The sequence below is a fragment of the Microcoleus sp. K4-B3 genome (assembly GCF_036704615.1).
Taxonomy (GTDB): domain Bacteria; phylum Cyanobacteriota; class Cyanobacteriia; order Cyanobacteriales; family Microcoleaceae; genus Microcoleus.
The window spans coordinates 1-24,343 of sequence record NZ_JAUBSF010000098.1 but is presented as its reverse complement, the minus strand read 5'-3'; the positions used below and the strand labels follow the sequence as shown (position 1 = coordinate 24,343).

The following is a 24,343-nucleotide window of genomic DNA, read 5'->3' as shown; positions in this document are numbered from 1 at the left end:
TTGACTAAATGGTTCGTTGAAATCTTTTGTCGAAGTGAGTGAAATTTTGGATCATTTTTTCGTTGGAACACTCTAAAGTAGTTTTCAGTTACTTTTGCCATAAAGTCTCGACGGCGATCACCCGTCTGTTTGTTGGCAGCATCCTTAAACATCGATTTAACGGTTTCACTCAATATCATTTCTAGCATCACAATCACAGAGGTCGGAACTACCGCTCATGTCAGAAAATCTGTTCCCTAGCCTTCTAGGATAACTGGGGTTATATTTAATTGCAAGTCCCTTATGCCGTCATTTAAAGCAGCCCGCACAATTAAGTGTGTGGGATGTTGGTTAACTTGGGCACAAATTCCTTGATTTTTACTGGCAATCACAGTGCAGGCTTTTTCTATAGCGGGATTGAGCGGGGGCTCACCTGCCGCCCAATCGCTGTGTTCGCCAAACAAAGGCGAGCCAGAACAATAAGTTTCCTTGCATCTATCTAAGGGTATCTATATTGCGATTACTTTAACCTGAAATGCAGATATTTTACTAAAGTTTGATCGTCTTCGATCGTCCTCTGGGTTGATGTAAGTGGCTGTCGAAATTTGTTTTAATAAATGTAAAGTTAGAGTTGAAGGAACAATTTCGATGCGTAAGTTAAACATAGGTCTATCTGACGAGCAACGTGCAGGCGTTATCGAACTATTGAATCACGACCTGGCAGATGCTTATCTGCTGTTAATCAAAACCAAAAAGTATCACTGGGATGTAGTAGGCCCGCAGTTTCGCTCGCTCCACCAGTTGTGGGAAGAACACTATCAGGCGTTAACACTAAATATCGATGCTATGGCCGAACGGGTGAGAACTTTAGGGGGCTATCCAATTGGTACTGCTGAGGGTTTTCTGAAGTATGGCTCGATTAAAGAACATATCGGCGATTTGCCTTTGGCTACGGAAATGGTATCGCGTTTAGTTGACGACCACGAACTGATTATTCGCAATCTCCGCCAACACGTCGAACAGTGCTCAGAAGAGTTTAAAGATGACGGAACCGCAGACTTTTTGACTGGTTTGATGGAACAGCACGAACAAATGGCTTGGATGTTGCGATCGTTTATTGAAGGGGAATCCCTTGCCCCAGACGGTCAGCAGCCAAAAGCTCAAACTCCTACAGCTTCTCACGCTTAGAGAGCAATACTTAAATGGCAAACAGTTATCTAAACTTACCTATGCTTATTTACTTTAGGTAAGTTGACCATAGATGACACGCAGTGTGATCCTTACTGAAAAACCTTTGGCTTAAGGGGGATAGCCTACTTACCTTCGGATTAGCCGTCTACCCAATAGCGTAGGAAAGTAAACACCACTTATCTTATATAAGCCTAACCCGAAGAAAGATAAGTTTGGATAGATTTGACGAAGCAGATTAAGTAGACGGAAGAAAGAAGAAGGAAGAAGGAAGAATGGAAAATTTAGATTTTTTATTTAACCCTCTTTCTTGATTGTCGCTCTAGCAACCACGCAGAATTAAACGCCGTCTAGCTTCCTCAAAAACCCGGTTTCTTCAAAAAACCGGGTTTTTCAATGTTGGGTTTATTTAGATTTTCGATAGGCTAAACTATTGAACCGCATTCTTTCATACACCTGCGACGGCAGTACAGTGTGAACTTTCGTTCGCGTCTCAATCCTAGCAAGTGTCGTCCCTTCACTCGATTCTGATCCTTGTTTTAACTCTAACCCTGATTCAGTTGGCGCTATAACTATTATTTTTAATATACTTTCTCTTGACAGCAGATACAAATTGTGGCGCAAAAGTCCCATTACATTAATAAATAAATCTCCTTTGAAAGCTCGATACAGCCAAGATAATGTATTCCGGTGATGGCCGCTGCCGTTGCTTTTGACAGCTAAGTAAATGTAAAAATTGCTGCTAGACCAGCGATAAATGCTGCTGGGAATTTTGGGATGTTGCTGCCGGCTATCTGCCATAATTAAAGAGTGAGATTTTGCCATTGCTGCATAGTTGCTAGACATACTACTGGTAATCAGCCGCTAGCCAACTAAATATTTTGGCACTACTTTAAATTGATAATGTTCGACTATGCGGAGGTGAAGTTCCCAGTCTTCGCAGCCTTGAGCGTTTTCTAGTTTAAGTTTGCAGTTGTAACCGCCGGCTTTTGCAAAACAAACGCGACGGATTAGAGATGAGCTGGCATTGCCTATAAAATATTTATAAACTAATGCTGTGTAAACTTCTCCTTTGATGGTGGAGTTGTAAAATACACCTGTGAGCAAGTGTTTTTCATTTATATATATCAACTGACCAGGAATCGACAACTCCGACAGATGGTGCTGAGAAAGTCAGGCACTTCACTTGTTTTTATAAGTTTTGCGGATACCAAATATCGTTGGCATTGATGGGAGCAATATATTCGCCTTTTGATTTTTCAATTGCTAGGGCGAGCGGCGGCGACGCCAGCATTTGACGGCTACAATAAGCTGAATCGGCAATCTTTTTGAGCAAAAGATTTGACGATTTCGGCTGTTGTATCTGTAGACCAGTCGTCAACTACTAAAACTTCTATGTTTTGATAAGTTTTAGATCAAACAGATTCTAATGTTTTAGCAATAAAAGTTTCAGCGTTGAAAGCTGGTATGATGACTGAAACTAATGGCTGATTTAAAGTGTTTTGGGAGGTGTTCATATAATATAAAAACTTGTTTATGTAACAATACTTCGGACAGTTTTTTAACGGCCCTGTAAGCCTTACAGAGAAAGCCCTGCCATTTTTAACGCATTTTAGGAAACTTAGGGCTGGACTTAAACCTTGAAATAATAGTCCACCATATAGCCAGTCTGGGTTTCGGACACTCGATTAGATATAAAACTGTCCGAAGTATTGATGTAAAAGTTTTGGCTCAAAGGGAGCTAGCTAAGGGTATGTTAACAAATTACGAAAGCTCGATCGTACACCGTCAGAAATTTTAAGAGGTATATTTTATATATAGCGATCGCAAATGATTTGTAAATCATAAATCATGTATAATGAGGACGTGAATCTAAGTAGGAGTTGAGATGTCCCAAAAAAAATCGGCAGAAAAATTTGTGGAGCATGAAGTCCAAGCTTGATTGGAACTCGAAAATTTTATTGCCAGCAATCCCGACCCAAGAGAACTTAAAAGAGCCGCTTCTATCCGCATGTTAATTGAAGGGGTCCGCCGCGAAACTATTCAAAAGATATTGGGAGTATCATCTCCATTTATCAGTAAGTGGAAAATCAATTATGCGTTGCATGGAATTGAAGGGTTGCGCTTAAATCATCAGGGTTCGCGGGGACAACTTAAGCCAGAAGACCGAGCCGAAATAATCCAATGGTTAACCAATAAAAACCACGCTCGATTTATCCGAATTATCAAATCATATAGCAGAGCGGTATCAGATTGAATTTCAATCAAAAGCTAGCTACTATCAACTTTTTAAATCAGCGGGAATTAGCTGGAAAAAATCTCAAAAAAAGAATCCAAAGCGTGATGAAAAACTCGTCAAAAAAAAGCACCAAGAAATTTGTGAGATTCTGGAAGAACACCGCTCGGCTATAGAGTCGAGAAAGCTTGTGGTGTATTTGATTGATGAGTGTCATCTGAAGAGGGGAGATGTCTGTGGCTACCTTTGGGGAAGGCGCTTCGGAGAGAATAGAAATACCGCTGCTGAATGAGAGAGAAAAACAAACTTATTATGGAGCAGTAAATTATTTAACAAAACAGTCTGTTCTGCGACAATATGCAACGGCAAATTCTGAGAATACAGTGGCTTTCTTAAAAGACTTACAATCTTTAAATCCCGAAGCCAGACATTTGATTATTTGGGATGGAGCCAGCTATCACAAATATAAAGAAATGAAAGCTTACCTAGAAGAAATTAATCAAGGTAAGGAGCGGGATGAATGGCCTTTAACTTGTGTCCTGTTTGCTCCTAATGCTAGGCGAGCAGAATCCAGTCGAAGATATTTGGCTTCATGCCAAGACTTGGGTGAGAAAATTTGGGAATCGGCTCAGTTCTTTTGCCTTGGTTAAATGGTTTTTCAATTTTACCATACAGTCACAAAGCTTTGACTTTCTCTCTTTTACACAAATTTGGTATTTTTGAACCAACACTTAATGGAACTGCTGCTCGATCGAACCCTTAACTAATTTACTAATAATTTGCGATCGCTATATATTGCCAAAAATCCTAAAATGTGCATGGACACCGCACTCGGGATACAGACTGGGTGGAGGAGTCACTGGCGGATGAGGTCTGTAAAAGAAACTGTACCGGGCAAGTCCTGACAGCCAGCGGGTCTCCGTAGAAAGTCTGTTGGATTTTATACGGTGGTGTGGGTATTTATCAAATCAAATTCTTGTGCGCTGCAATACAGCAGCACAAAAATACTGCTGGGGCTTTTTGTAAGCTTTACAAAAACAATGACATATTTAAAGATTTAATAAAGCTGTTGTCTGCATCAGGTCAGTTTCAGGAAGATGTGGCGTAGAATACAGGTGTGAATCGGAAAAATGCAGTCGAGAATGCCAGAAAAAAATCTAGTTGAATATAAACAGAAATCGAGTTATAAATAAAAAAGTAGAGCTGATTTTACCCTTCGTAAAGTCGCACCAATAAAATTCAAGCAAAATTTTTTCCCTGCAATTTAAACAATTTAGGTGATGATTTCTACTGCCGAACCCACTGTATCCGTCATTATCCCAGTCCACAACGGGGGCGCTTACTTTCGCACCTGTTTGTCAAAACTGGCTCAAGCTGTGCCGAGACCGATCGAGATTATTGTAGTAGCAGATGGCGAAAGCGACGGTTCCTGGCTTCTAGCCAAGGAATTCGGCGCCAAATTAATCAGAATTCCTGAGTGCGGCGGCCCAGCCCGAGCCAGAAATTTGGGAGCCCAAGCTGCCAAGGGAGATATTCTGTTTTTTGTGGATGCTGATGTCGCTGTTTGTCCAGAAGCTGTGGGCTATGCGATATCGGTGTTCAAAAATAATCCCTACTTAGCTGCTTTCATCGGCTCTTACGACGATGCTCCTGGAGATCCTGATTTTCTATCGCAGTACAGGAACTTGCTGCACCACTACGTACACCAAACAGGTAACGAAGAAGCTTCGACTTTTTGGGGAGCTTGCGGAGTGATTCGCAGGGAAATTTTTTTGCAGATGGGTGGTTTTAATGAGAATTACCGCGAACCTTCGATCGAAGATATTGAGCTCGGCTACCGTTTGAAACAAGCAGGTTATAATATTCGGCTGTGCAAAACGTTGCAGGTGAAGCATTTAAAGCGGTGGAAACCGATGGGGATGGTGAAAGCTGACTTTTTCTACCGAGCGCTGCCTTGGACAGAACTGATTTGGCGCGATCGCAAATTGAATAACGACCTCAACTTGCAAGTTTCAAACCGCATCAGCGTGATTTTAACTTATGCAGTGCTGCTGGCAGTTTTGGGGACGTGCTGGTCGCTGAGCTTTCTGCTACTGGCTGGCTTGCTGGCAATACCACTGGTAGCAATTAATGCACCGCTTTACCAATTTTTTCACCGTAAACACGGTATCGTATTTGCCCTGAAAACAATTCCGTGGCACTGGCTTTTCTACTTTTATAGCGGACTGGCATTTGCGATCGGCACTTGTCGCCACTTATACCAAAAAAAGCCCTTGACTGGCAAAGTTAGCTTGCCAGTATCCGCTCAATAAATCAAGTCAAATCGTCCTTCAACATCAGGCCGCTCGATAGTTTCTCAGGGTATTCACGGGTGCATCTATGACTGTGACAAGTTATAAATAATTGTATGGTTCGATCAAAAAGCTGGAGGTAGGCTTAGTGAAACATTATCCTGTTGCGATCGTCGGTGCAGGCCCTGCGGGTTTGACTGCTGCCTACGAGCTAGTCAAGCAAGGCATTATCCCTGTTGTACTAGAAAAAGGTGATAAAGTTGGGGGAATAGCTCGCACAGAAACCTACAAAGGCTATCGTTTCGACATTGGCGGCCACCGCTTTTATACTAAAGTTGAAGCCGTGCAGCAGTTGTGGCAAGAGGTACTGGGAAATCAGTTTATTAAAGTGCCGCGATTGTCGCGAATTTTTTATCGAGGTAAATTTTTTAACTATCCCATCAGTGCCTTCAATACTCTCTTTAATTTGGGCATAATTGAGAGTACGCTGATTATGTTGAGCTATCTCAAAGTAAGAATTTGGCCGCTTCGGGAAGAAAAAACTTTTGAACAGTGGGTGATAAATCGTTTTGGCGAACGTTTGTACAAAACATTTTTTAAGACTTACACTGAAAAAGTTTGGGGAATTCCCTGTTCGGAAATTCAAGCAGATTGGGCGGCGCAGCGTATTAAAGGATTGTCCCTGACGACAGCAATTATTAATGCTTTGTTTGGCAGCAACGACACTAAAACATTAATCAAAGAGTTTGACTATCCGGCTTTGGGGCCGGGGATGATGTGGGAAAAGTTCGCGGAAGCTGTGGAAAATAAAGACGGCAAAGTTTATCTCGATACTAAAGTGATTAGCTTTGAACGTGAAGGGAATAAAATTAAAAGTATCACTGCTGAACAGAACGGAGAATTAGTTCAATATTCGGCGGATAATTTTATTACGAGTATGCCAATATCTGCACTGGTAGCAAGAATGAAACCGCAGCCGCCAGAAGAGGTGTTGCACGCCGCGCGATCGCTCAAATATCGAGATTTTTTGATTGTATCGCTGATTGTCGATCGCAAGGATTTGTTTCCTGACAACTGGATTTACATTCACTCCCCCGAAGTCAAAGTTGGACGAATTCAAAACTTTAAGAATTGGAGCGCCGCTTTAGTTCCCGACACCAGCAAAAGTTGTTTAGGAATGGAATATTTCTGTAGCGTAGGCGACGAGGTTTGGGAAATGTCGGACGCTGAACTTGTCGAATTAGCAACTCGCGAGTTGGTTGGCTTGGGTTTAGCAACCACTGCCGAGGTTGAAGATGGAGTTGTCATAAGGCAACCGAAGGCTTATCCAGTGTACGATGCCGAATATCGAGGACACTTGCAGGTACTTGAAAAATTTTTCAAGGCAATGGAGAATTTGCAGACGATCGGGCGAAACGGTATGCACCGATACAACAACCAAGACCATTCCATGCTGACGGGAATGCTGGCTGTTAGAAATATTCTCGGCGAAAAGCACGATTTGTGGGATGTGAATACTGAGCGATCGTACTATGAAGATTTTTCAGTCGATCGCTCAAAAGAAAAAAAGGATTCGTCTTTGATTTCGCAATCAAGCTGATTTGACGCTGGGGGGTTGAGAAAGGGAAAGGAAATCAGTATTTTCCTTTCCCTTTTAGTTTTTCACAAGTTTAACTGGTTTTAAGTGGTTTAACTGGTTCCCAGGCTCTGCCTGCAAACCCATTTCCCGATGCTCTGCCTCGTTTGCTGGAGGCAGAGCCTCCCGCTACGCATTCCCCGGCAGAGCCTGGGAACGAAAGACAGGAGATGTACCCCAAGTCCCGAACTTCTGATGGCAGCGGTGTATCTTTAAAAGTTGGCGTAAAATTTGAAAATTTGTGCTAACTCTTGACTACATACTTAAAACAGTGAAATTATGCTAAGACGCAAGCAACAAACGAACCAACCTATGAACTTTTCAGAAAAGTCAGGGGGCAAAAGTGCCACACCCCCAAACACGAACTCAACACAGAATCTCGGCGCCGCAGGATGGCGCAAATTACTTTTTGCCGCCGGAATAGCCTCTCTGTGCGCTAGCTGTCAAAATCCTCCAGCACCCACCGCCACAACTCCCGGAGGCAGCCCCGGAACCAGTCCCGCAGCCACTCCCGTCGCAGTCAGCAGCCCCGGCGACCCAAATACTGTCAAAATTGTCTCCATGCTCCCGATGACAGGCAGCGCCTTGGGTCAAGCTCAAACAATGGTAAACGGCATCCAACAAGCACTCGCCGAAACCGACTCCAAAGCTTGCGACGGCAAAATCAAAATCCAATACGAAGTTTTCGATGACGCCACCGCCGCCGCGGGCAAATGGGACCCGGCCCAAGTAACCTCCAACTCCAACAAAGCCGTGGCTGACGGTTCGGTAGTTGCCGTCATCGGTCACTATAACTCCGGTGCCGCCAAACTTTCCATTCCCGTGCTCAACCAAGCTAACATCGTCATGATCAGTCCGGCCAACACTTATCCGGGACTGACTAAACCAGGAAAAGGCGAAGCCAAAGAACCCAACGTTTATTATCCCGCAGGCACTCGCAATTTCACCCGGGTTGTCCCCGCTGACGATCTTCAAGGTGCTGTAGCTGGTAACTGGGCGAAATCTTTGGGCGTGCAAAAAGTCTACATTCTCGACGACCAAGAACTCTACGGCAAAGGCATCGCTGACGTTTTTGAAGCAACTTCTAAAAAGTTGGGAATTCAAGTTATCGGAAGAGAGGGAATTGATATTAAAGCTAGCGACTACAAGGCGTTAATGAATAAGATCAAAGCTTTAAATCCCGACATGATTTACTTCGGTGGCACTACTCAGAGCAACGCCGGACAAATAATTAAAGACATGAGAAATGTTGGAATGACGCCTGAGGCAGTTAAATTCATGGGGCCCGACGGCATTAAAGAGCAAGCTTTAATTGACGCGGCAGGCAAAGATGCCGAAGGAGTTTACGCTACTTTTGGCGGCTTGCCTCCTCAAGAATTGACTGGTGCAGGCGCGAAGTGGTACACAAGTTACAAGGCAAAATATAATGCTGAACCGGAAGCTTATGCAGCTTACGCCTATGAAGCTGCTAAAGTTGCGATCGGCGCAATTAATAAAGTTTGCAAAAATGACCGCGCTGCTATCCGCGAAGCTGTCTTGGCAACTAAAGATTTTAACGGGGTACTCGGCACTTGGAGTTTTGACACCAACGGCGACACGAGCTTGACTACAATGTCAGGAAATGTTGTTAAAGGCGGCAAGTGGGAGTTCGTGAACGCGCTCAAGACGGAATAATTAGTTATTAGTCATTTGTCGGCGCTAATTAGTAGCAATGCGCACCTTACCCAATCACTAAAGTAGGGTGTTCTTCGGCGCACCTTACCCAATCACTAAAGTAGGGTGCTCTTGGCGCACCTTACGAATTACCAATCACCCCAAAATTATGAAAAAAGGGCAGAGTATTCTTCTATATCTAGGTGTAGCTTATATAGTTTTGTTGTTAGGGCCAATTGCCGGATTTGACTTGCCCAAAATCATGGGGGAAATAGCCAGTAATCCTGAAGTTTTGATCCAACAATTATTAGTTGGTCTTGTCAACGGGGCGCTGATTGCAATTATTGCTTTGGGTTACACTATGGTTTATGGGATTATTGAGTTAATCAATTTTGCTCACGGCGATTTGTATATGTTGGGTGCTTTTGCTTCCCTAACTGTGTTCGGGGCTTTTGGCATTCAAGACGGCGCGCCTTTAGGTATTGCTATACCGGTGATGTTAGTCGCTTTAATTGTATGTTCGGTGTTTTGTGCTGGACTGAATATTGTTGTCGAAAAGTATGCTTATCGGCCTTTGCGAAATGCTCCCCGTTTGGCTCCTTTAATTTCGGCAATTGGAGTTTCTTTTATTTTCCAAAATATGGGGTTATTTTGGGGAGGATTGAAAGCTTTTATTCCGGTGATGGGATCTAATTCTGCTGCTCCGAAAAGCTTTCCCGATTTGTTGCCGCGAGTTGATATTCTCAAGTTTTTGGGAATTCAAACGAGTATTGTATTTACTACGAAAGATTTAATTGTGTTGGTGGTGGCTGTGGTATTGATGGTTTTGCTTCATGTGTTTGTCCAGTACACTCGTCTGGGAAAGGCGATGCGGGCAACGGCTCAAAGTCGCGATGCTGCTAAAATTATGGGGATTAATGTAGATCAGATTATTGCTCTGACTTTTTTGATTGGTGGAGCTTTGGCAGGTTCGGCGGGAATTTTGGTTGGTTTGTACAACAATACGATTGTGTTTACGATGGGGTTTACGGCGGGTTTGAGAGCTTTTACGGCGGCGGTTTTGGGGGGAATTGGCAATATTGTCGGGGCGATGTTAGGGGGGGTTTTGATTGGGTTGCTTTCGTCTTTGAGCGATCAGTATTTGTCTAGTCGCTGGACTAATGCTTGGGTGTTTGGGGTTTTGGTGGTGATTTTGGCTTTTCGGCCAGGGGGTTTGTTGGGAGAAAATGTTCAGGAAAAGGTTTGAAATTGCAGGGTTGAAATAATCCCAAGAGACATTTAAGTAGACCTGAAAAAACAGCACAGGCAGCTCCCAGACTTTTTATAGAAGTCGGGGCACTAAAAGCGATCGCGTTTTACGTTTTTGTTTTACGTTTTAAATATTCCCTGGTTTGAGCCAGCCAAAAACTTCGCCTAATGTCAACTGCATTTCCGGCATAAAGTTAGGCATCGGAAGTATATCTGTTGGTTCTTGCAGTGAAATCGGCTGCTGCCTTGCGGGATAGGCTAAAATGTTTTTTTCATCGGGATCGAGCAACCAACCCATCTGGCAACCGGCGTTCAAACAGTGCAAAATATTGTTTGTGACTTTGGTTTGGCTTTGGGCTGGGGACAAAATTTCTATTGTCCAGTCTGGGTGAGCATTAAATGTATTGGCAATTTCGCCGTCAGCGTCTAGGGGAATGCGATTCCAAACAAAAATCGCGACATCGGGGACAATAGAACGTCCGCCAAACGTGCAGCGAAGTTCTGGAAATGCCCAAGCAATCCGCTGAGGTTTGCCCGCTGCATTAACCCTCGTGATGAGTTCTCCCTGAATTGTGCTGTGTTTTCCTTGTGGCATAGGTTTTTGTAATATCGCACCTTTGATGTATTCGCTAGCGGGTTTGGTTTCTGGGAGTTGCAAAAATTCGTCCAGGGTGATAGTTTTTTGAGGTGCTTGTACCATATCGCGATCGCCCGTTTGAAGTGTGTTCCGGTAACAGTTCCAGTATATTTGAAGTTTCGATCGCTGTGGTGAAACAATCGATCTCAAAAGACTCTAAACTGTAGCTAGCTCGATCGGCAGTTTCCAGAGCCAGCGGTCGATCGCATTGATTGAGGCAGAAATTTGCACTGCCCGCGTCAGTCGCATCTATAACTGCGATTCCTAGCATTATTTCATCTAACTACTGACTGCTGACTAATGACTAATGACTAATAATTTATTCCTATGTCAAAAAAAATAATAAATGCGATCAAATCAAGTGGTATTTTAGGGGCGATCGCCTCTTTGACTGTTCTGTTATTCGGCGGTTGGAGCGGCACGGTGATCGGCTGGCTGATGGGTACGGCTGCGGGCTTTATGAGCTGTCGGGATCAGAAGGTTTACAGCCCGAAAATGGGTGCTGCGATCGGCAGTTTCGCGGGATTGGGATTGGGAGTTTGGCTGTTAGTTGCGAGTGTGGTAGAAGGGGTTTTGATTAGACCTTTGTCTGGTCAACCTGCTGTTGCTTTGCCGACGACGCTGCTGTACGGGATTTGCAGTTTGACGATCGCAATTTTGACAGCTACGTTAATGGGTGCTTTGCAGGGTTTGCAGGGAGAACGCCAGCGGCTGGCAACTCTGGTGACATTAGCTTTTATTCTAATTCTGTTTCCGTTTATCGACATTCAGGCTCAGACTGGCTGGATTGCTACTGTAGTACAGATTCAAATCTTTATTATGTTGGCGCTGGGTTTGAATATTACTGTGGGTTTTGCGGGTTTGTTGGATTTGGGATATGCGGCGTTTTTTGCGATCGGCGCTTACACGACGGCTTTGCTATCTTCTGGGCAGTTAAATATTGCTTGGAACTTTTGGGTGGTACTGCCGATCGCCGCCGGTGTAGCTGCGATCGCGGGCGTAATCCTCGGTATTCCCACACTGCGACTCAAGGGCGATTATTTGGCGATCGTTACCCTCGGTTTTGGCGAAATTATCCCGGTTGTCTTTAGGAATTTAACCGCGATTCGGATCGACGAACCAGTCTCGAAGATTGTCGCTTCCCTGTTGGGGAAACCCGAGTTGGTGCTTTGTCTGGTTGGGTGCGATCGACCTTTTAACCTCACCGGCGGCGAAGCGGGAATAAACCCGATCGGGCGTCCATCTCTCCCCATCGTCGGCACTTTCAGCACCGGCAACTACTTTCCCTGGTACTACCTAATTTTGCTGCTAGTTGTCTTCGCTTACTTCATGATTTCGCGGCTGCGAGATTCTCGCTTGGGGAGGGCGTGGAATGCCATGCGCGAAGATGAATTAGCGGCTAGTGCAATGGGCATTAACCTGGTGAAAACCAAACTTTCGGCTTTTGCAATGGGAGCGACGTTTTCCGGCTTTGCAGGCGCATTTTACGCAGCCTATATCAGCGCGATTTTCCCCAGCGTTTTCGATTTCTCGGTGTCGGTAATCATCCTGTGTATGGTGATTTTAGGCGGTTTGGGCAACATGACCGGCGTGATTTTGGGCGCTATCATTATCATGTCTGCCGATCGACTTTATCTGCCACAATTAGCGCAAGTCCTCAAGGGTTTTCTGAATACTTTTGTACTCCCCAGGATTGCAATTCCCCAGTTGCGAGACTTTCTGGCAACCAGTTTAGACCCGATTCAAATGCGCTTATTCCTATTCGGCTTAACTCTTGTTGTCATGATGCTCGTGCGGCCGGAGGGGCTTATTCCCGATAAGATTCACCAAGCTGAACTGCATTCGGATGATGAAGCTAGCAATGAGTCTTTAGCAGATGCGAGAAGTCAGTAAGGTGCGGTGCATCTAATTTTAATAATCCTGTTGTTGGAAATTATTGTGTTCTGGACATACTGCCCGCTCACAAAGTTAAATTTAAAACCATAACAGCTTAGTAAGGATGAAAGATTAGCCATGAACAATGTAACTGCTACTGCTTTTATCGTTGCGGAATTTAGAGCGGAAGAGAATGCAGAACCAAATCCTCTTTACACTGATAATGTAGTAAAAATCTGGTTGAATGAGGAAACAAAAAAAACTGCCAGCGAAATAACTCAAAATTCTCCCGCCGCTAAAGAAATGGTTAAGTTGCGGACTAAATATTTTGATGATGTTTTGTCTAATCAAATTTTAGGAGGTTGCAAGCAAATAGTTATTTTAGGTTCGGGTTTGGATACTCGCGCTGCTCGAATTAATGGAGAAGGAGTGATTTATTTTGAAATAGATGACCCCGCGACGCTGCAATTAAAAGCAGAAACTCTCAAAGCAAACAAAATTAGTGCAAATGTTCGCTACCTTCCCGGCGATTACATAAAAGACGGTTTAATCTCCTTGCTGAAACAGAGCGAATTTGATTTCCAGCGAGCGACATATTTTTTGTGGGAAGGCAACACTACCTTGCTGGCGAGAAAAGATGTAATATTTGTGTTAGAACAAATTCGCGACAATTTCCCGAATTTCCGATTGTCTTTTGATTATATGTCGGAGCAGGTGATTTTGAGAGCGACGGGCTACCAAGATATCAATGATTACATAGATAAATACGAAAGTATGTATGCACCGTGGATTACTGGGTTTGACAAAATTGCCACTTTGGCAGACCAACTCAATCTCAAAGTTATTGAGAACTTTTCGACTGCTGACTTGCACCAACAATATCGCCCTCGCCGTTCGCTAGAATCTAATCTTTTTAAGTTCTATTTTGTCTGTACGTTAGAGAATATGTCCTCAAATTTCCCAAAGTGATTCGCGAGCTTTCACGATCGCACTACTATAAAATATTAGGAAACACAACCAAAATGTCATTATTAGAAGCACAGCAACTTACAATGCGATTCGGCGGTTTGACTGCGGTCAACCAGGTTAGTTTAACATTGGAAAAAGGAGCGATAGCCAGTTTAATTGGCCCTAACGGTGCGGGCAAAACAACATTTTTTAATATGCTTACGGGCATCTACAAACCGAGTGCAGGTCAGTTGCTCCTGGAACAGAAGAATATAACGGGTTTACCGCCCGATCGCCTGACAACTTTCGGCATTGCTAGAACTTTTCAAAATATCCGCTTGTTTAACAACATGACTGTGCTGGATAATGTTTTAGTAGGTAGACACTGCCGATTAAAAACAGGTTTGTTGGGTGCAATCCTCCGCACTCCGGCTGTGATTTTAGAGGAACGGGAAGCTAAGAAAAAAGCCTTGAGTATGCTTGATTTTGTCGGTTTAGGTGCTTCTAAAGCGCCGGAGTTGGCCAAAAATCTTTCCTACGGCGACCAGCGGAGATTGGAAATTGCGCGGGCTTTGGCTTCCGATCCGAAAGTGTTGCTTTTGGACGAACCGACGGCAGGGATGAACCCGAACGAAACGGCTGATTTAACTCGCTTTATTTACAGGATTCGCGATGAGTTGGATTTGAGTATTTTGCTGATTGAACATGATATGAAGGTGGTTATGGGAATTAGCGATCGCGTGAGTGTTATGGAGTACGGTACTAAAATTGCTGAGGGAACTCCTGCCGAAGTTCGCGCCGATCCTCGTGTGATTGAGGCCTATTTGGGAAAAGAAGAAGAAGATGGACATGGATAATCGGTATTGTATGCCGACAGATAAGCGAGGTGCGCAGTGCGAACCATACGAAAAAGTGATAGAATGTCCGGCAAATTAACCGCAATAAAATTAGGGGCGGGTTTTACCAAAAATCTGTCATTCCTATCGATAATATTTATCAACCCGCCCCGGACGACAGCATTTTATAACGAGCAATTCAACGAAAAAGATATGAGGTGCGCAATGCGCACCCTACGAATTGATTTTCGGGGATTTTCCTAAACTTTTGATTTGAATTGAGACATTTTATTATTAAGTTTGCGCCCCCTGACAAACAATCCTAAAAATATTGCAGTACCTAATACTGCGCTCGGTTCGGGAACTGCTTCTGCTTCTGCCTCTGCGATATTATTCTTAACTTCTACTAACCTTAAGCTAGTGGCGCTGCCGAATGTCCGCGAATACACTCCAGAAGTATACAGGAGGCTTGTTGCTGCACTTCCTTCAGCCATTAAATTAAAATTAATGGCTGTGGGATTAAAGCTGTTGCTGGCAAACCCATTCAAATAAAAGCCACTAGAAGAGTCTAAACCGCTGGCAAGTTGAAAAGAGTCTAACAGAATGTTAGTAACAGTGTTAATCAACCAGAAAGATATACTGCCATTCGCGCTGGCGCGTTCGGATTGGCGGTTGTCAACTGATGTTAAAAGATATAAAAATGTCTGGAAATTGAAGGAAAAAGTTTCTTCGGCATCAATGTCGAAGTCGCCGATCACTGCTGCTTGACTTTGGGCTAAACCGGAATAGTTATTGCCGTCACCTTGCACTGTATTTTGCGAGAGATTTGCAGCCAGCAATTCGTGACAGTTAGATAGAAAAACTGCATCAGCAGTCGCCTGGCTAATAACTGAACCGCTGTTAGCTATTGTCTTAGTGTAAGTGTTAGTAGATGTACCTGTCTCAGTCGGTCTGTGACTGAAGTTGTCAATGGTTACTGCTGCGGCAGAACCTGCAATTATTGCAGCACTGCTAGGGCTAATGCCTACAGTCAAGCCGGTTACTAAAGGAGTTGCTAATAAAAATGCGATCGCTCCGGTACTGTGATTGAATTTCATGGTAAATGTCCTTAAATTTGAAAAATTTTAAGTGCTGTTATTGGTAAATTGTAGCGGTTGGTTGCGCTTACTTATTAATACTACTTATTTACTGAGAAATTTTTGTAAAGCTACTGTCAAGAAATCTTGTGTTTAATTAAAAGTTCTGTAAAGTTGGTCGCCACAACTACTAAAAATACATCGTGTCGGAGCTACCGCTGGGTGTGTATATAAGTAAAAGTACGGATTACTCTAAAAAATGTTTATTTTAAATAAATGCAATAAATATTTATAATTAGTCGGGATAATATAATAAAAGACAAAGCAGAAAGAGTAATTATGTTGGAAATTAAAGACATTCACACCTACTACGGAAATATCCACGCTCTCAAAGGAGTATCGCTAACAGTCTCGCAGGGAGAAGTTGTGACATTAATCGGCAGCAACGGGGCAGGGAAAACTACAACTCTCCGCACGATTCAAGGACTGCTGCGCCCGCGCCAAGGCACTGTATTATTTGAGGGAAAGCCTTTAGAAGCACTATCTACAGAGGCTATCGTCCGTTTGGGGATTTCTCAAAGTCCGGAAGGGAGGCTAATTTTTCCGCGAATGACGGTGCAAGAAAACCTAGAGATGGGTGCTTATCTCCGCAACGATACTCTCGGTATCAAGTCCGATATGGAAAAAGCATTAAATTTATTTCCCCGTTTGCGAGAAAGAATTAGTCAAAAAGGGGGAACTCTCAGCGGCGGCGAACAGCAAATGTTGGCGATCGCCCGGGCTTTGATGTCGCGCCCCCGCTTGTTATTATTGGACGAGCCGAGTATGGGATTGGCACCGATGTTAGTCAGTCAAATTTTTGCGATCGTCCGCGATATTAATGCTGAAGGAACAACTATTTTACTGGTAGAGCAAAACGCCCGCATGGCTTTAAGTGTAGCCCACCGCGGCTATGTCATCCAAACAGGTCAGGTTGTAGTCGCCGGTACTGCTAGCGATTTGCAGTCAAATGAAACTGTTCGCAAAGCGTATTTAGGCGAAAGTTAAATATGGGCATGGGGCATGGGGCATGGGGCATGGGGCATGGGGCATTGGTTATTGAAACTGACAAATAACCAATAACAACCAACAAATAACAAATAACAAATAACAAATTACCCCATTTGCGATCGCAACTTCCCCGTTTCCAATTCCGTCTCAAAAGCCGCCCGCACCTTTTCCCACTCCACTTGGGCTTCCAACAGGCGATCGCGCGCCGTACTCACATCAAAAACCTGTTCCCCTCCCGACTCAACCGCCAAACGACCCATATACTCCAACTCCTTGCAAACAGCAGAAAAAGACACGGCTCCTAAATTGGCGCTGCTCGACTTCAGCGTGTGAGAAGCGATTTTTAAACTATCAGCATCACCGAGAAAAATAGCCTCCTTAATTGTTTCTAAATGCTGCGGTGCGTCTAACAAATATATCTTAATCAGCTCCCCCAAAAAATCCGGGTCTTCCTCATCGTCTAGCTCGCGGAGATTCTGCAAAACATGAAAATCAATCGGCGAATCTGCTCCCGGTTTGACGCTCAAATATCCAGCAGCATCACTGTCAAGTTTATCGGAAATATCTTGATTTTTTGGCTCAGTAACGGCATCCAATTCCTCCCGATGCAGAGGTGAGCACTTACTCAAGGCGATCGCCAACTCTTCCCGGCGCACTGGCTTAGTAATATAATCGTCCATACCTGCCTCCAGACACTTTTCGCGATCGCCCTGCATCGCATTAGCAGTCATCGCAATAATTCTCGGCTTCTTGTTAGCAGGCCATTCCTGACAAATGCGGCGCGTCGCTTCCAACCCGTCCATGTTCGGCATCTGCACATCCATCAGCACAACATCGTAAGATTGCCGCTTCAGGGCCTCCAAAACCTCCAACCCATTAGCAGCAATATCAGCCCGATATCCTATCCTGTCTAGCAAATGCGTAGCGACTTTTTGATTCACCACATTGTCCTCGGCCAGCAAAATCCGAATCTGACTAGAATTAGCTGCATCCTGTCCGGCCGAATTGGTAGCAATTTGCCTCAAAACAGCCGGCGTCCGCTGCACGCGGTGCTGTTCTTGAGAATTTTCAAAATACTTCAATCCCGAAGTCAAAGTCACCACATTTGAAACTTCTCCCCTGCCGCTTTTTCCGGTAACATATCCAAAAACTTGCAGCAACACATTATAAAACTGTGACTGTTTTAGAGGCTTAGTTAAAAAAGCCGAAAAATGTACTTCTGTAGTTTCAAGTTTTTTCCAAACTTCCGCCTTGCTTAAATAAGTAAACAGCACCAAAGGTAGCGCAACTTTGCGAGGGTTTTTAACTTTGATGGCATTCGGATTTAGGTCGTCGCCGCCAGATAAATTGCTCAGCTCAAATTTCCGAATCTCCACAGCCAAAGCCACACCGTCCATATCTGGTAGATTCATCGCCAAAATAGCTAAATCGATCGCCGAGTTTTGTTTGATGATTTCCAAAGCCTCAGCACCGGAAGTTACAGCCATCGGTATCATTCCCCAAGACTCTGCCTGCCGGCTCAAAACTTGCCGATTAATGGCATGATGCTCGACAATTAACAAGTGCTTACCAGCGGCAAATTCCGGCTTTTTTTCCTCAGTCAGGATTTCATTAGCTTCAGCAATAACCGTGAAATAAAAAATCGAACCCGAACCCGATATCGACGGGGAAGTAAATTCTGCAGGCGACCTTCCAGCGGTACTGTGTCCGATCGCAGAAACTGCCGGTTGAGACTTAGAACTTCCCGGACCAACCTGGCTGACAACCCACATTGTACCCCCCATCAGATCGCTCAAACGCTGGCTGATAGCCAGTCCCAAACCCGTCCCGCCGTAATGTCGCGTTGTCGAAGCATCCACTTGCGAAAAAGCTTTAAACAGGCGATCGATCCGGTCTGGCGGAATGCCAATTCCCGTATCTTGGACAGCAAATTGAATCTCGTATTGTCTGCTATCTGCCAACAGTCTCTGGTTAATTACTAACGGTTGCGGCTCTAGAATATTGATTATTTCCGGCGAACTCTTAGCAGCTACCTGCTCAACTTTTCTAGCTGTACAGCAGACGACAATTTCTCCTGATTCTGTAAACTTAACTGCATTTCCTAGCAAATTTACCAATATTTGGCGCAGCCTCGTGACATCTCCTAAAATGTTTTTCGGAACAGAACTGTCAATAAAGTAAGCCAGCTCTAAACCTTTTTCTGAGGCTCTCGGAGCCAGCAATTCTAGAGATTCTTCTATACAGTTTTGCAGTTCAAAGGGACTGCGTTCCAAATCCATTTTTCCCGATTCAATCTTGGAAAAGTCTAGGATATCGTTAATAATAGTCAGCAAAGCATCGCCGCTGGTGCGAATTGTCTCCACAAAATCCCGCTGTTCTGGAGTTAGATCCATATCGAGCAACAAACCCGTCATCCCGATTACCGCATTCATTGGAGTGCGAATTTCGTGACTCATAGTCGCTAAAAATTCGCTCTTAGCTCTGTTAGCAACTTCCGCCGCTTGTCGCGCTTGATCCAAAGCTTCATTTTGCTCGGCCAACTGTCGCTGTCGCTGAACTTCCGTTTCTAAAAGTTGTGCTTGAGCTAACGTAATTCCGACTTGAGCGGCAACATCTTCTAACAGTTCAATTTCGTCGGAATTCCACTGGCGAGTGGCATCGCACTGGTGCAAAGTAATAATTCCATTCGGTTCTCCTTGATAGGAAGTGCGAACCGCCAACATAGATTTTAATCCGATGCGGCGGCACATCGGCCCCGAAGATTCCAGCAAAGGGTCGGCAAACACATCGGGAGATGCCAGGGCTATATCTTCAGCGAGGAGTTTTTCTGTGTAGGGGTTATAAGTGACAGAAAGTTCTAAATCTAAAGCGGATTCGTGGCCTGGCTCTAAGTATTCCGCGACGCAAGGAAGGTGCGGATAAGGTTCGGAAAGATAGGTGTGAATTGTACAGCGATTGACGCCAAATACGCGACCGATTTGGGTGGCGGTAGTCTGAAAAATTTCTTGAGTATCTAAAGTCGATCGCACTTTTTGAGTTATTTGTTTGAGTAGTAAAACGCGCTGGTACTGACCTTGCAAAGTTCGCTCTCGCTCTTCGCGGGCAATTTCCGCGCCGATATAATTGCCCATCAACTTTAAAATTTCAAAATTCAGCGGTTTCAAAGGAGATTTAGTGGTGCGGGAAGTAAAGCTCAAAGTGCCAAAAATTCGCCCTTGCACTATTACCCTCGTCCCCACAAAAGCCTCCAACTTGCGCACGCTGTAAGCGGGGTGGTTGCGCCACGGAGTAGTGCCGGCTGATTCGACAGAAATAGGTTCGCTCGATCGCAAAACCTCTCGCTCGAAGGTTCTGCTCAAAGCAAAACCGTCTCCTTTAGCAAATCCAAAGGGAAAATCTTCCGGTACATAAGCCGCGATCACTTCGTAGCGATCGCCCAAAACCCTGCCCAACAGCCCGATATCCATCCCAAACTGACTGCAACCCATTGCCAGCAACCGGATCGTTCGATCGTCAAAAGAGCCTTCCGAACCCACCATTACCTCGTAGAGCGATCGAATTGCCCGCTCGCTTTCCCGCAGATCCTCAACCCCTTCGACGCGGTTGCAGACATCGTGCAAAGTTCCTAAAATTCCCGCTATTTCGCCTTGGTAATTACGCCGGACTTGGGCAAATATTTCTACTGAAATAAAGCCCGAATTACTGTGAATTCCCAAGGAGTTTTTCCCCGACTCCGACTTGCACTTAAATCGCAGTTCTCGTCGTTCAAATTCCGACTTGCCCGACAGCAAAGACTCCAATAAATTTTCACATTGCGCGCGCTCATCTGGATGCACCCAATCTAAAAAATTAGTTTGCAAACTTTCGGAAACCGAAAAACTCGTAATTTCCGTCCAAGCGCGGTTGAGAAATGTCCAAACCCCCGCCGCATCTATCTGGAAAATTACTGTTGCTTTTAAAGAGTCAAATAGTTGGAATTGCTCCTGATTATGAGCGCGGTTTGTGAGTTCTAACTGCTTGTTTGCAGTAATATCTGTATGAGTTCCTACTACCCGCAGCGGTTTGCCCGTAGCGCTGCGCAAAACTTGACCCCGGTTCAGTACCCAGAGAGTGCTGCCGTCTTTACAGTACATCCGATATTCTGCTGCAAAATCCGGTGTCTTTTGGGCGAAGTGCTCTTCTAAAGCTGCCTTTACTGCGTCAATATCATCTCGGTGGATGCGACTCCACCATTCCGATCGGCGATTCGAGATTTCCCCTTCTTGGTAGCCCAGCATTTCTTGCCACCGCGCCGAATAAAAAAACTCATCTGTTTCGAGATTCCAGTCCCAGATCCCCTGATTGTTGACTGCAGGGGGGAGATTTTGCTGCTCTACGAAACTGTTGTGAGAAATTTCAGCTACGACGTGGCTATTTGCTCCCGTCCGCTGTATTTCTGCTGAGAGTCTTTTGTATTGAGCGTTGCTAGATTCTAGCTGGCGCTGCAAAGCGATCAAGCCAGAATGAAGAGATTTTGAATCCAGCGCTTGTAAAAGGATAGTTTTAGGATTGACAATGCCGATCGGGTGATTGCTTTCGTTGAGGACTAATAAAGGCAACTGGCAGTAGTTTTTTTGCAGCAGGGCGACTGCTGCTTCGAGGGTAGAGTGCGATCGCACCAGCGGTGGCGAACTGCTGCAAATCGCTCCCGCTTTAATTTTGTTGGAGTCTCTTCCCAGGGCCTGCAACTGCACGATGTCCCGCGAACTTACCACGCCAACCAGTTTATGAATGTTGGGATTTGTAAATTTGGAATTTTGAGCAGCACCACTCGAGTGTTGTTCGGGGGTTTCAGTGATTAATACATAGCTAACATTGTGTCTGAACATCAGTTGCGCCAAATAGCGAACCGAAGAAGTAGCAGGAGCGTGAATAATTCGCGAGGCTGCGATTTGAGGGATTTGATAAAGTTTAATTAAACTCGCGGGCAGCTCTAATTTCGGATGCTGAATTGGCAGCGGCGGAGGGAACGCGAAAGCCGCAGGTGGCGAAGCGCTGCTAATTGCTTTTTGTGTTGATTCCCCAATTCCCTGCAACATTTGCACCAAGCTTTGAGAGCTAATTAAACCGACAAGTTCTTCAGTGTCGCTGACGATGGGCAAATGGCCGATTTGATTTTTCTCCAGCAGATTTGCTAAGGCAAAAAAGTCGGGAATTTCCGATTCTCGGGCTACAGTTACGGTTCTGATCATGATTTGCTCGATCGCAAATCCCCTCAAAGCAGCGCCGATCGAATTTAGCTGTACGACATCTCGCGTTGTAAAAATCCCCAGCACTGTCTGGCCGCCCGCATAGGGAGCTTTTGAGCCGTTGAGACCCAGCCCGTTTCCTCCTCCTGCCTGTACCGCACGCGGTACGCCGTTGTAGAAACCCGACTGTTCCCGCGATTGTGCGGAAGTCCCGTTCGTGGGATTTCCGAATTGAGAATTCCCGCGCGGTTCTACCACGAGGACGTAACTGGCTCCTGTGCTGCTCATCAGCTCGATCGCCTTTTCTACGGGCGTCTCAGGGGTGACAGTGAGGGGATTGCGGTTGATGACCTGACTGAGGGAGGGAATAAACATCAGGGGGCATAAAAGTGATATTTGTTGGAAAAAGCCGATCGCGAGCAGCAGGTTGATTGAGAGGCTTTGCCCGCGAGATTTCCCAGCGCGCTCAAAGTTTCTGTACGATTAGACTCACTCCTACTTCCAGCATCTTGGCATTGAAAATTAATTCCGTGCCAATTCCTGATAATTGACCGGTTCTGACTTTCAGAACCAATGCTATCTGCCAGAGGGCGGACATGAAGGCTGGCGGGCAATTCCTCGCTTAGCGTAACTGCTGCGGGTTTACAAGCAAGAATTTCTGCGATTGTCTAGACTGCACCCTACTTTCTCGCCCTCAACGGAACTCTTGCTCGGATTCTGTTTGAGGCAAGATACCTGCACGCTACCAATTTACCAGCGACAGGAGGGGAATCACAACATGACGATTTAGGTATTGCAACTGTGCAATTAGGGGTTCTAGGGTTCGAGGGTTCGAGGGTTCGAGGGCTAAACAGGCAGAAAATAAATAATTCCGATCATAACTAATTGTATCTTATCCCAATTATGACCCCGAGGATTTGAGCTTCAATTCTGGCGATCGAACTTGATGAGAATAGCGCTGTTCCCCGGCACCGCAAAACTCGCATTGCCACCCTTCAGCGTTAAGCTACCAACAACCTCATCCATTTTGTTAGAACTGAACTCCCGCACCGTGCCCTTACCGGCTTTTATCAGAGCCGAAATATCTGCATTTACTGTGTAAGATTTGGCTCGATCGTTGACAACAAGCAAGTAAACATTCTTGCTAGCATCGAGAGTTGCAACTGCCATTATATCCGAACTGTTAGTGATAGGAAAAAAGGTAGCTTTCCCGCCCTGCAAAGCCCTAATTCCCATCCGCAAAGCATAGTAGCCTGCGCGCCGTTTTCCCCCGTCCCCTAGCAAACCTTCCGCCACTGCGGGCTTGCCCCAGTCGTACAAACAGAATATGTGACTGCCGTAAATATAATTATCCCCCGGTTTGGAACCTCGAATCAAATTCTTAATCAAATTTAAAGCTAAAGATAAATCGCCGTAGCTAATGTTGTAAGTTCCCCATTCTCCGACCCAAAGCTGCGAGTTAGCGCGGACAGTACCGTTCATCCAGCCGCGCACTTTGCGGGTGTAGGTAGAAATATCTGCATCGTAGTTGTGGACATTGACTGTATTGAAATAATTCGGTATTTCCTGCAAAGCACTAGCTGGCCAATTGCTGCCACCTACGGTTTTCGGGCCGTGGATGCGGTAAGTGCGATCGGGCAAATAAGTTTTGTAAACAAACTCGATCGCATCTTTTGCCACTTTAACCAACTCAAAATAGTCAGCCCTAGTCCCGCCCCAACCCTGAGCGCGATTGTCCGGTTCGTTATGAATTTCCCAATCATCAACGCGGTAATCATTGCGAACATTCAGCCAATAAACCGTAGCAAAAACGTGTTCCCACCACTCGTTCCAATCTTCTTTTGCGCGCGGGGGATTCAGTTGCAGCGCCCAACTCGGATTCCAGTTATTATCAACATTCCGAATACTCACAACCGGGCGAATATTTGCTTGTTTGAGACTATTAAAAATAGTCCGGGCATTGCCTTGCCAAATTATACCCGGTTTTCCCGACCACCAATAATCGCTACCCTGGGGCGGAGCGGTCATAATCCGATCCCAATGTGCCCAATTAATTATATTTGGATTTGCCTTAATTTGGGATATTTCCGGCCACCCGTATTTACCATCATCGTCTTCGGCTTCCCATCGGGACATCCCGCCGTAAATGCGGTAGGTATTAATCCCCAAATCTTGCAAATCTTTGATGTCGAAATTGATATGGCCCTCGACTGCACCGATGTAGCGAGTGCTAACACCCGCAGAATTTCCGGAAATTTTAATTGTTTCGATGTTTTGAGAAAAAATTGTCGTTCCGCTGAACAACGCTAGGCTGAGGGCCATTAAAATGCCTAGCGTAAAATTCCGAATAGTTGTTTTTGATAACATTCGGTTAATAACTAATGACTAAGTAGGTCGGCGAGAAAAAACAAAACTATGTTAAGATAGATAAAGAAAGATATATCTATAGTGAGGCAACAAAT

17 protein-coding genes and 1 pseudogene are annotated in these 24,343 nt (G+C 44.9%); 10 read left to right on the top strand and 8 right to left on the bottom strand.

Translation table 11 applies throughout. The features are described from left to right. The first annotated feature begins 627 nt into the window (after positions 1-627). Positions 628-1,167 carry a Dps family protein gene (locus tag QUA78_RS27535; protein WP_333303636.1) on the top strand — a complete coding sequence of 180 codons (540 nt, stop codon included), beginning with the start codon at positions 628-630 and terminating at the stop codon, positions 1,165-1,167. A gap of 405 nt (positions 1,168-1,572) precedes the next feature. Here QUA78_RS27535 and QUA78_RS27530 read toward each other — a convergent pair whose 3' ends face one another. The 3 genes from QUA78_RS27530 to QUA78_RS27520 all read right to left on the bottom strand — a co-directional run bounded on the left by QUA78_RS27530 (position 1,573) and on the right by QUA78_RS27520 (position 2,564). Next, positions 1,573-2,013, bottom strand: coding sequence for a hypothetical protein (locus tag QUA78_RS27530; protein ID WP_333399133.1), 441 nt, complete (start codon positions 2,011-2,013; stop codon positions 1,573-1,575). 18 nt (positions 2,014-2,031) lie between these two features. Continuing rightward, complete coding sequence (locus QUA78_RS27525; protein WP_333303634.1) at positions 2,032-2,298, bottom strand: hypothetical protein; 267 nt, start codon at positions 2,296-2,298, stop codon at positions 2,032-2,034. Between the two features lie 170 nt (positions 2,299-2,468). Beyond that, a complete protein-coding gene (locus tag QUA78_RS27520) occupies positions 2,469-2,564 on the bottom strand; it encodes a glycosyltransferase (RefSeq protein WP_333303640.1) in 96 nt (31 codons plus the stop codon). 545 nt (positions 2,565-3,109) lie between these two features. On the opposite strand from QUA78_RS27520, the pseudogene QUA78_RS27515 reads away from it, so the two are divergent. From QUA78_RS27515 to QUA78_RS27495, 5 genes and pseudogenes are all read left to right on the top strand, one after another. Next, positions 3,110-4,166, top strand: a pseudogene (locus QUA78_RS27515) (IS630 family transposase). Between the two features lie 517 nt (positions 4,167-4,683). Continuing rightward, a complete protein-coding gene (locus QUA78_RS27510; protein ID WP_333303639.1) occupies positions 4,684-5,715 on the top strand; it encodes a glycosyltransferase family 2 protein in 1,032 nt (343 codons plus the stop codon). A gap of 127 nt (positions 5,716-5,842) precedes the next feature. After that, positions 5,843-7,294: an NAD(P)/FAD-dependent oxidoreductase gene (locus QUA78_RS27505; protein WP_333303633.1), complete on the top strand. Its 1,452-nt coding sequence runs from the start codon at positions 5,843-5,845 to the stop codon at positions 7,292-7,294. Between the two features lie 348 nt (positions 7,295-7,642). Then, a complete protein-coding gene (locus QUA78_RS27500) occupies positions 7,643-9,004 on the top strand; it encodes a branched-chain amino acid ABC transporter substrate-binding protein (RefSeq protein ID WP_333303632.1) in 1,362 nt (453 codons plus the stop codon). Between the two features lie 148 nt (positions 9,005-9,152). Beyond that, entirely contained in the window at positions 9,153-10,229 is a 1,077-nt protein-coding gene (locus QUA78_RS27495; protein WP_333303631.1) for a branched-chain amino acid ABC transporter permease, read from the top strand. A 129-nt stretch (positions 10,230-10,358) separates the two neighbouring features. Here QUA78_RS27495 and QUA78_RS27490 read toward each other — a convergent pair whose 3' ends face one another. Continuing rightward, on the bottom strand, positions 10,359-10,931 hold the full coding sequence (locus QUA78_RS27490; protein ID WP_333303630.1) for a Uma2 family endonuclease: 573 nt from the start codon (positions 10,929-10,931) through the stop codon (positions 10,359-10,361). Then, the gene (locus QUA78_RS27485) at positions 10,861-11,139 is read right to left on the bottom strand and encodes a hypothetical protein (protein WP_333303629.1); all 279 of its coding nucleotides are present in this window, start codon (positions 11,137-11,139) and stop codon (positions 10,861-10,863) included. Before QUA78_RS27485 ends, QUA78_RS27490 begins: the two co-directional genes overlap by 71 nt. A 56-nt stretch (positions 11,140-11,195) precedes the next feature. Here QUA78_RS27485 and QUA78_RS27480 point away from each other — a divergent pair, with 56 nt between their 5' ends. From QUA78_RS27480 to QUA78_RS27470, 3 genes are all read left to right on the top strand, one after another. Continuing rightward, positions 11,196-12,761, top strand: a complete 1,566-nt coding sequence (locus QUA78_RS27480) for an ABC transporter permease subunit (RefSeq protein ID WP_333303628.1) — start codon at positions 11,196-11,198, stop codon at positions 12,759-12,761. 120 nt (positions 12,762-12,881) lie between these two features. Further along, complete coding sequence (locus tag QUA78_RS27475; protein ID WP_333303627.1) at positions 12,882-13,712, top strand: SAM-dependent methyltransferase; 831 nt, start codon at positions 12,882-12,884, stop codon at positions 13,710-13,712. Between the two features lie 53 nt (positions 13,713-13,765). Beyond that, positions 13,766-14,548 carry an ABC transporter ATP-binding protein gene (locus QUA78_RS27470; protein WP_333303626.1) on the top strand — a complete coding sequence of 261 codons (783 nt, stop codon included), beginning with the start codon at positions 13,766-13,768 and terminating at the stop codon, positions 14,546-14,548. Positions 14,549-14,787: 239 nt separating this feature from the next. Here the strand turns inward: QUA78_RS27470 and QUA78_RS27465 are convergent, their stop codons facing one another. After that, on the bottom strand, positions 14,788-15,624 hold the full coding sequence (locus QUA78_RS27465; RefSeq protein ID WP_333303625.1) for a PEP-CTERM sorting domain-containing protein: 837 nt from the start codon (positions 15,622-15,624) through the stop codon (positions 14,788-14,790). A gap of 318 nt (positions 15,625-15,942) precedes the next feature. Between QUA78_RS27465 and QUA78_RS27460 the strand changes: the two genes are divergently transcribed. Next, positions 15,943-16,650: an ABC transporter ATP-binding protein gene (locus QUA78_RS27460; RefSeq protein WP_006631855.1), complete on the top strand. Its 708-nt coding sequence runs from the start codon at positions 15,943-15,945 to the stop codon at positions 16,648-16,650. Positions 16,651-16,757: 107 nt separating this feature from the next. On the opposite strand, the gene QUA78_RS27455 is transcribed toward QUA78_RS27460, so the two are convergent. Together QUA78_RS27455 and QUA78_RS27450 are read right to left on the bottom strand one after the other, a co-directional pair. After that, positions 16,758-22,256, bottom strand: coding sequence for a response regulator (locus tag QUA78_RS27455; protein ID WP_333303624.1), 5,499 nt, complete (start codon positions 22,254-22,256; stop codon positions 16,758-16,760). Positions 22,257-22,805: 549 nt separating this feature from the next. Then, positions 22,806-24,248: a hypothetical protein gene (locus QUA78_RS27450; RefSeq protein ID WP_333399132.1), complete on the bottom strand. Its 1,443-nt coding sequence runs from the start codon at positions 24,246-24,248 to the stop codon at positions 22,806-22,808. Positions 24,249-24,343 lie beyond the last annotated feature (95 nt).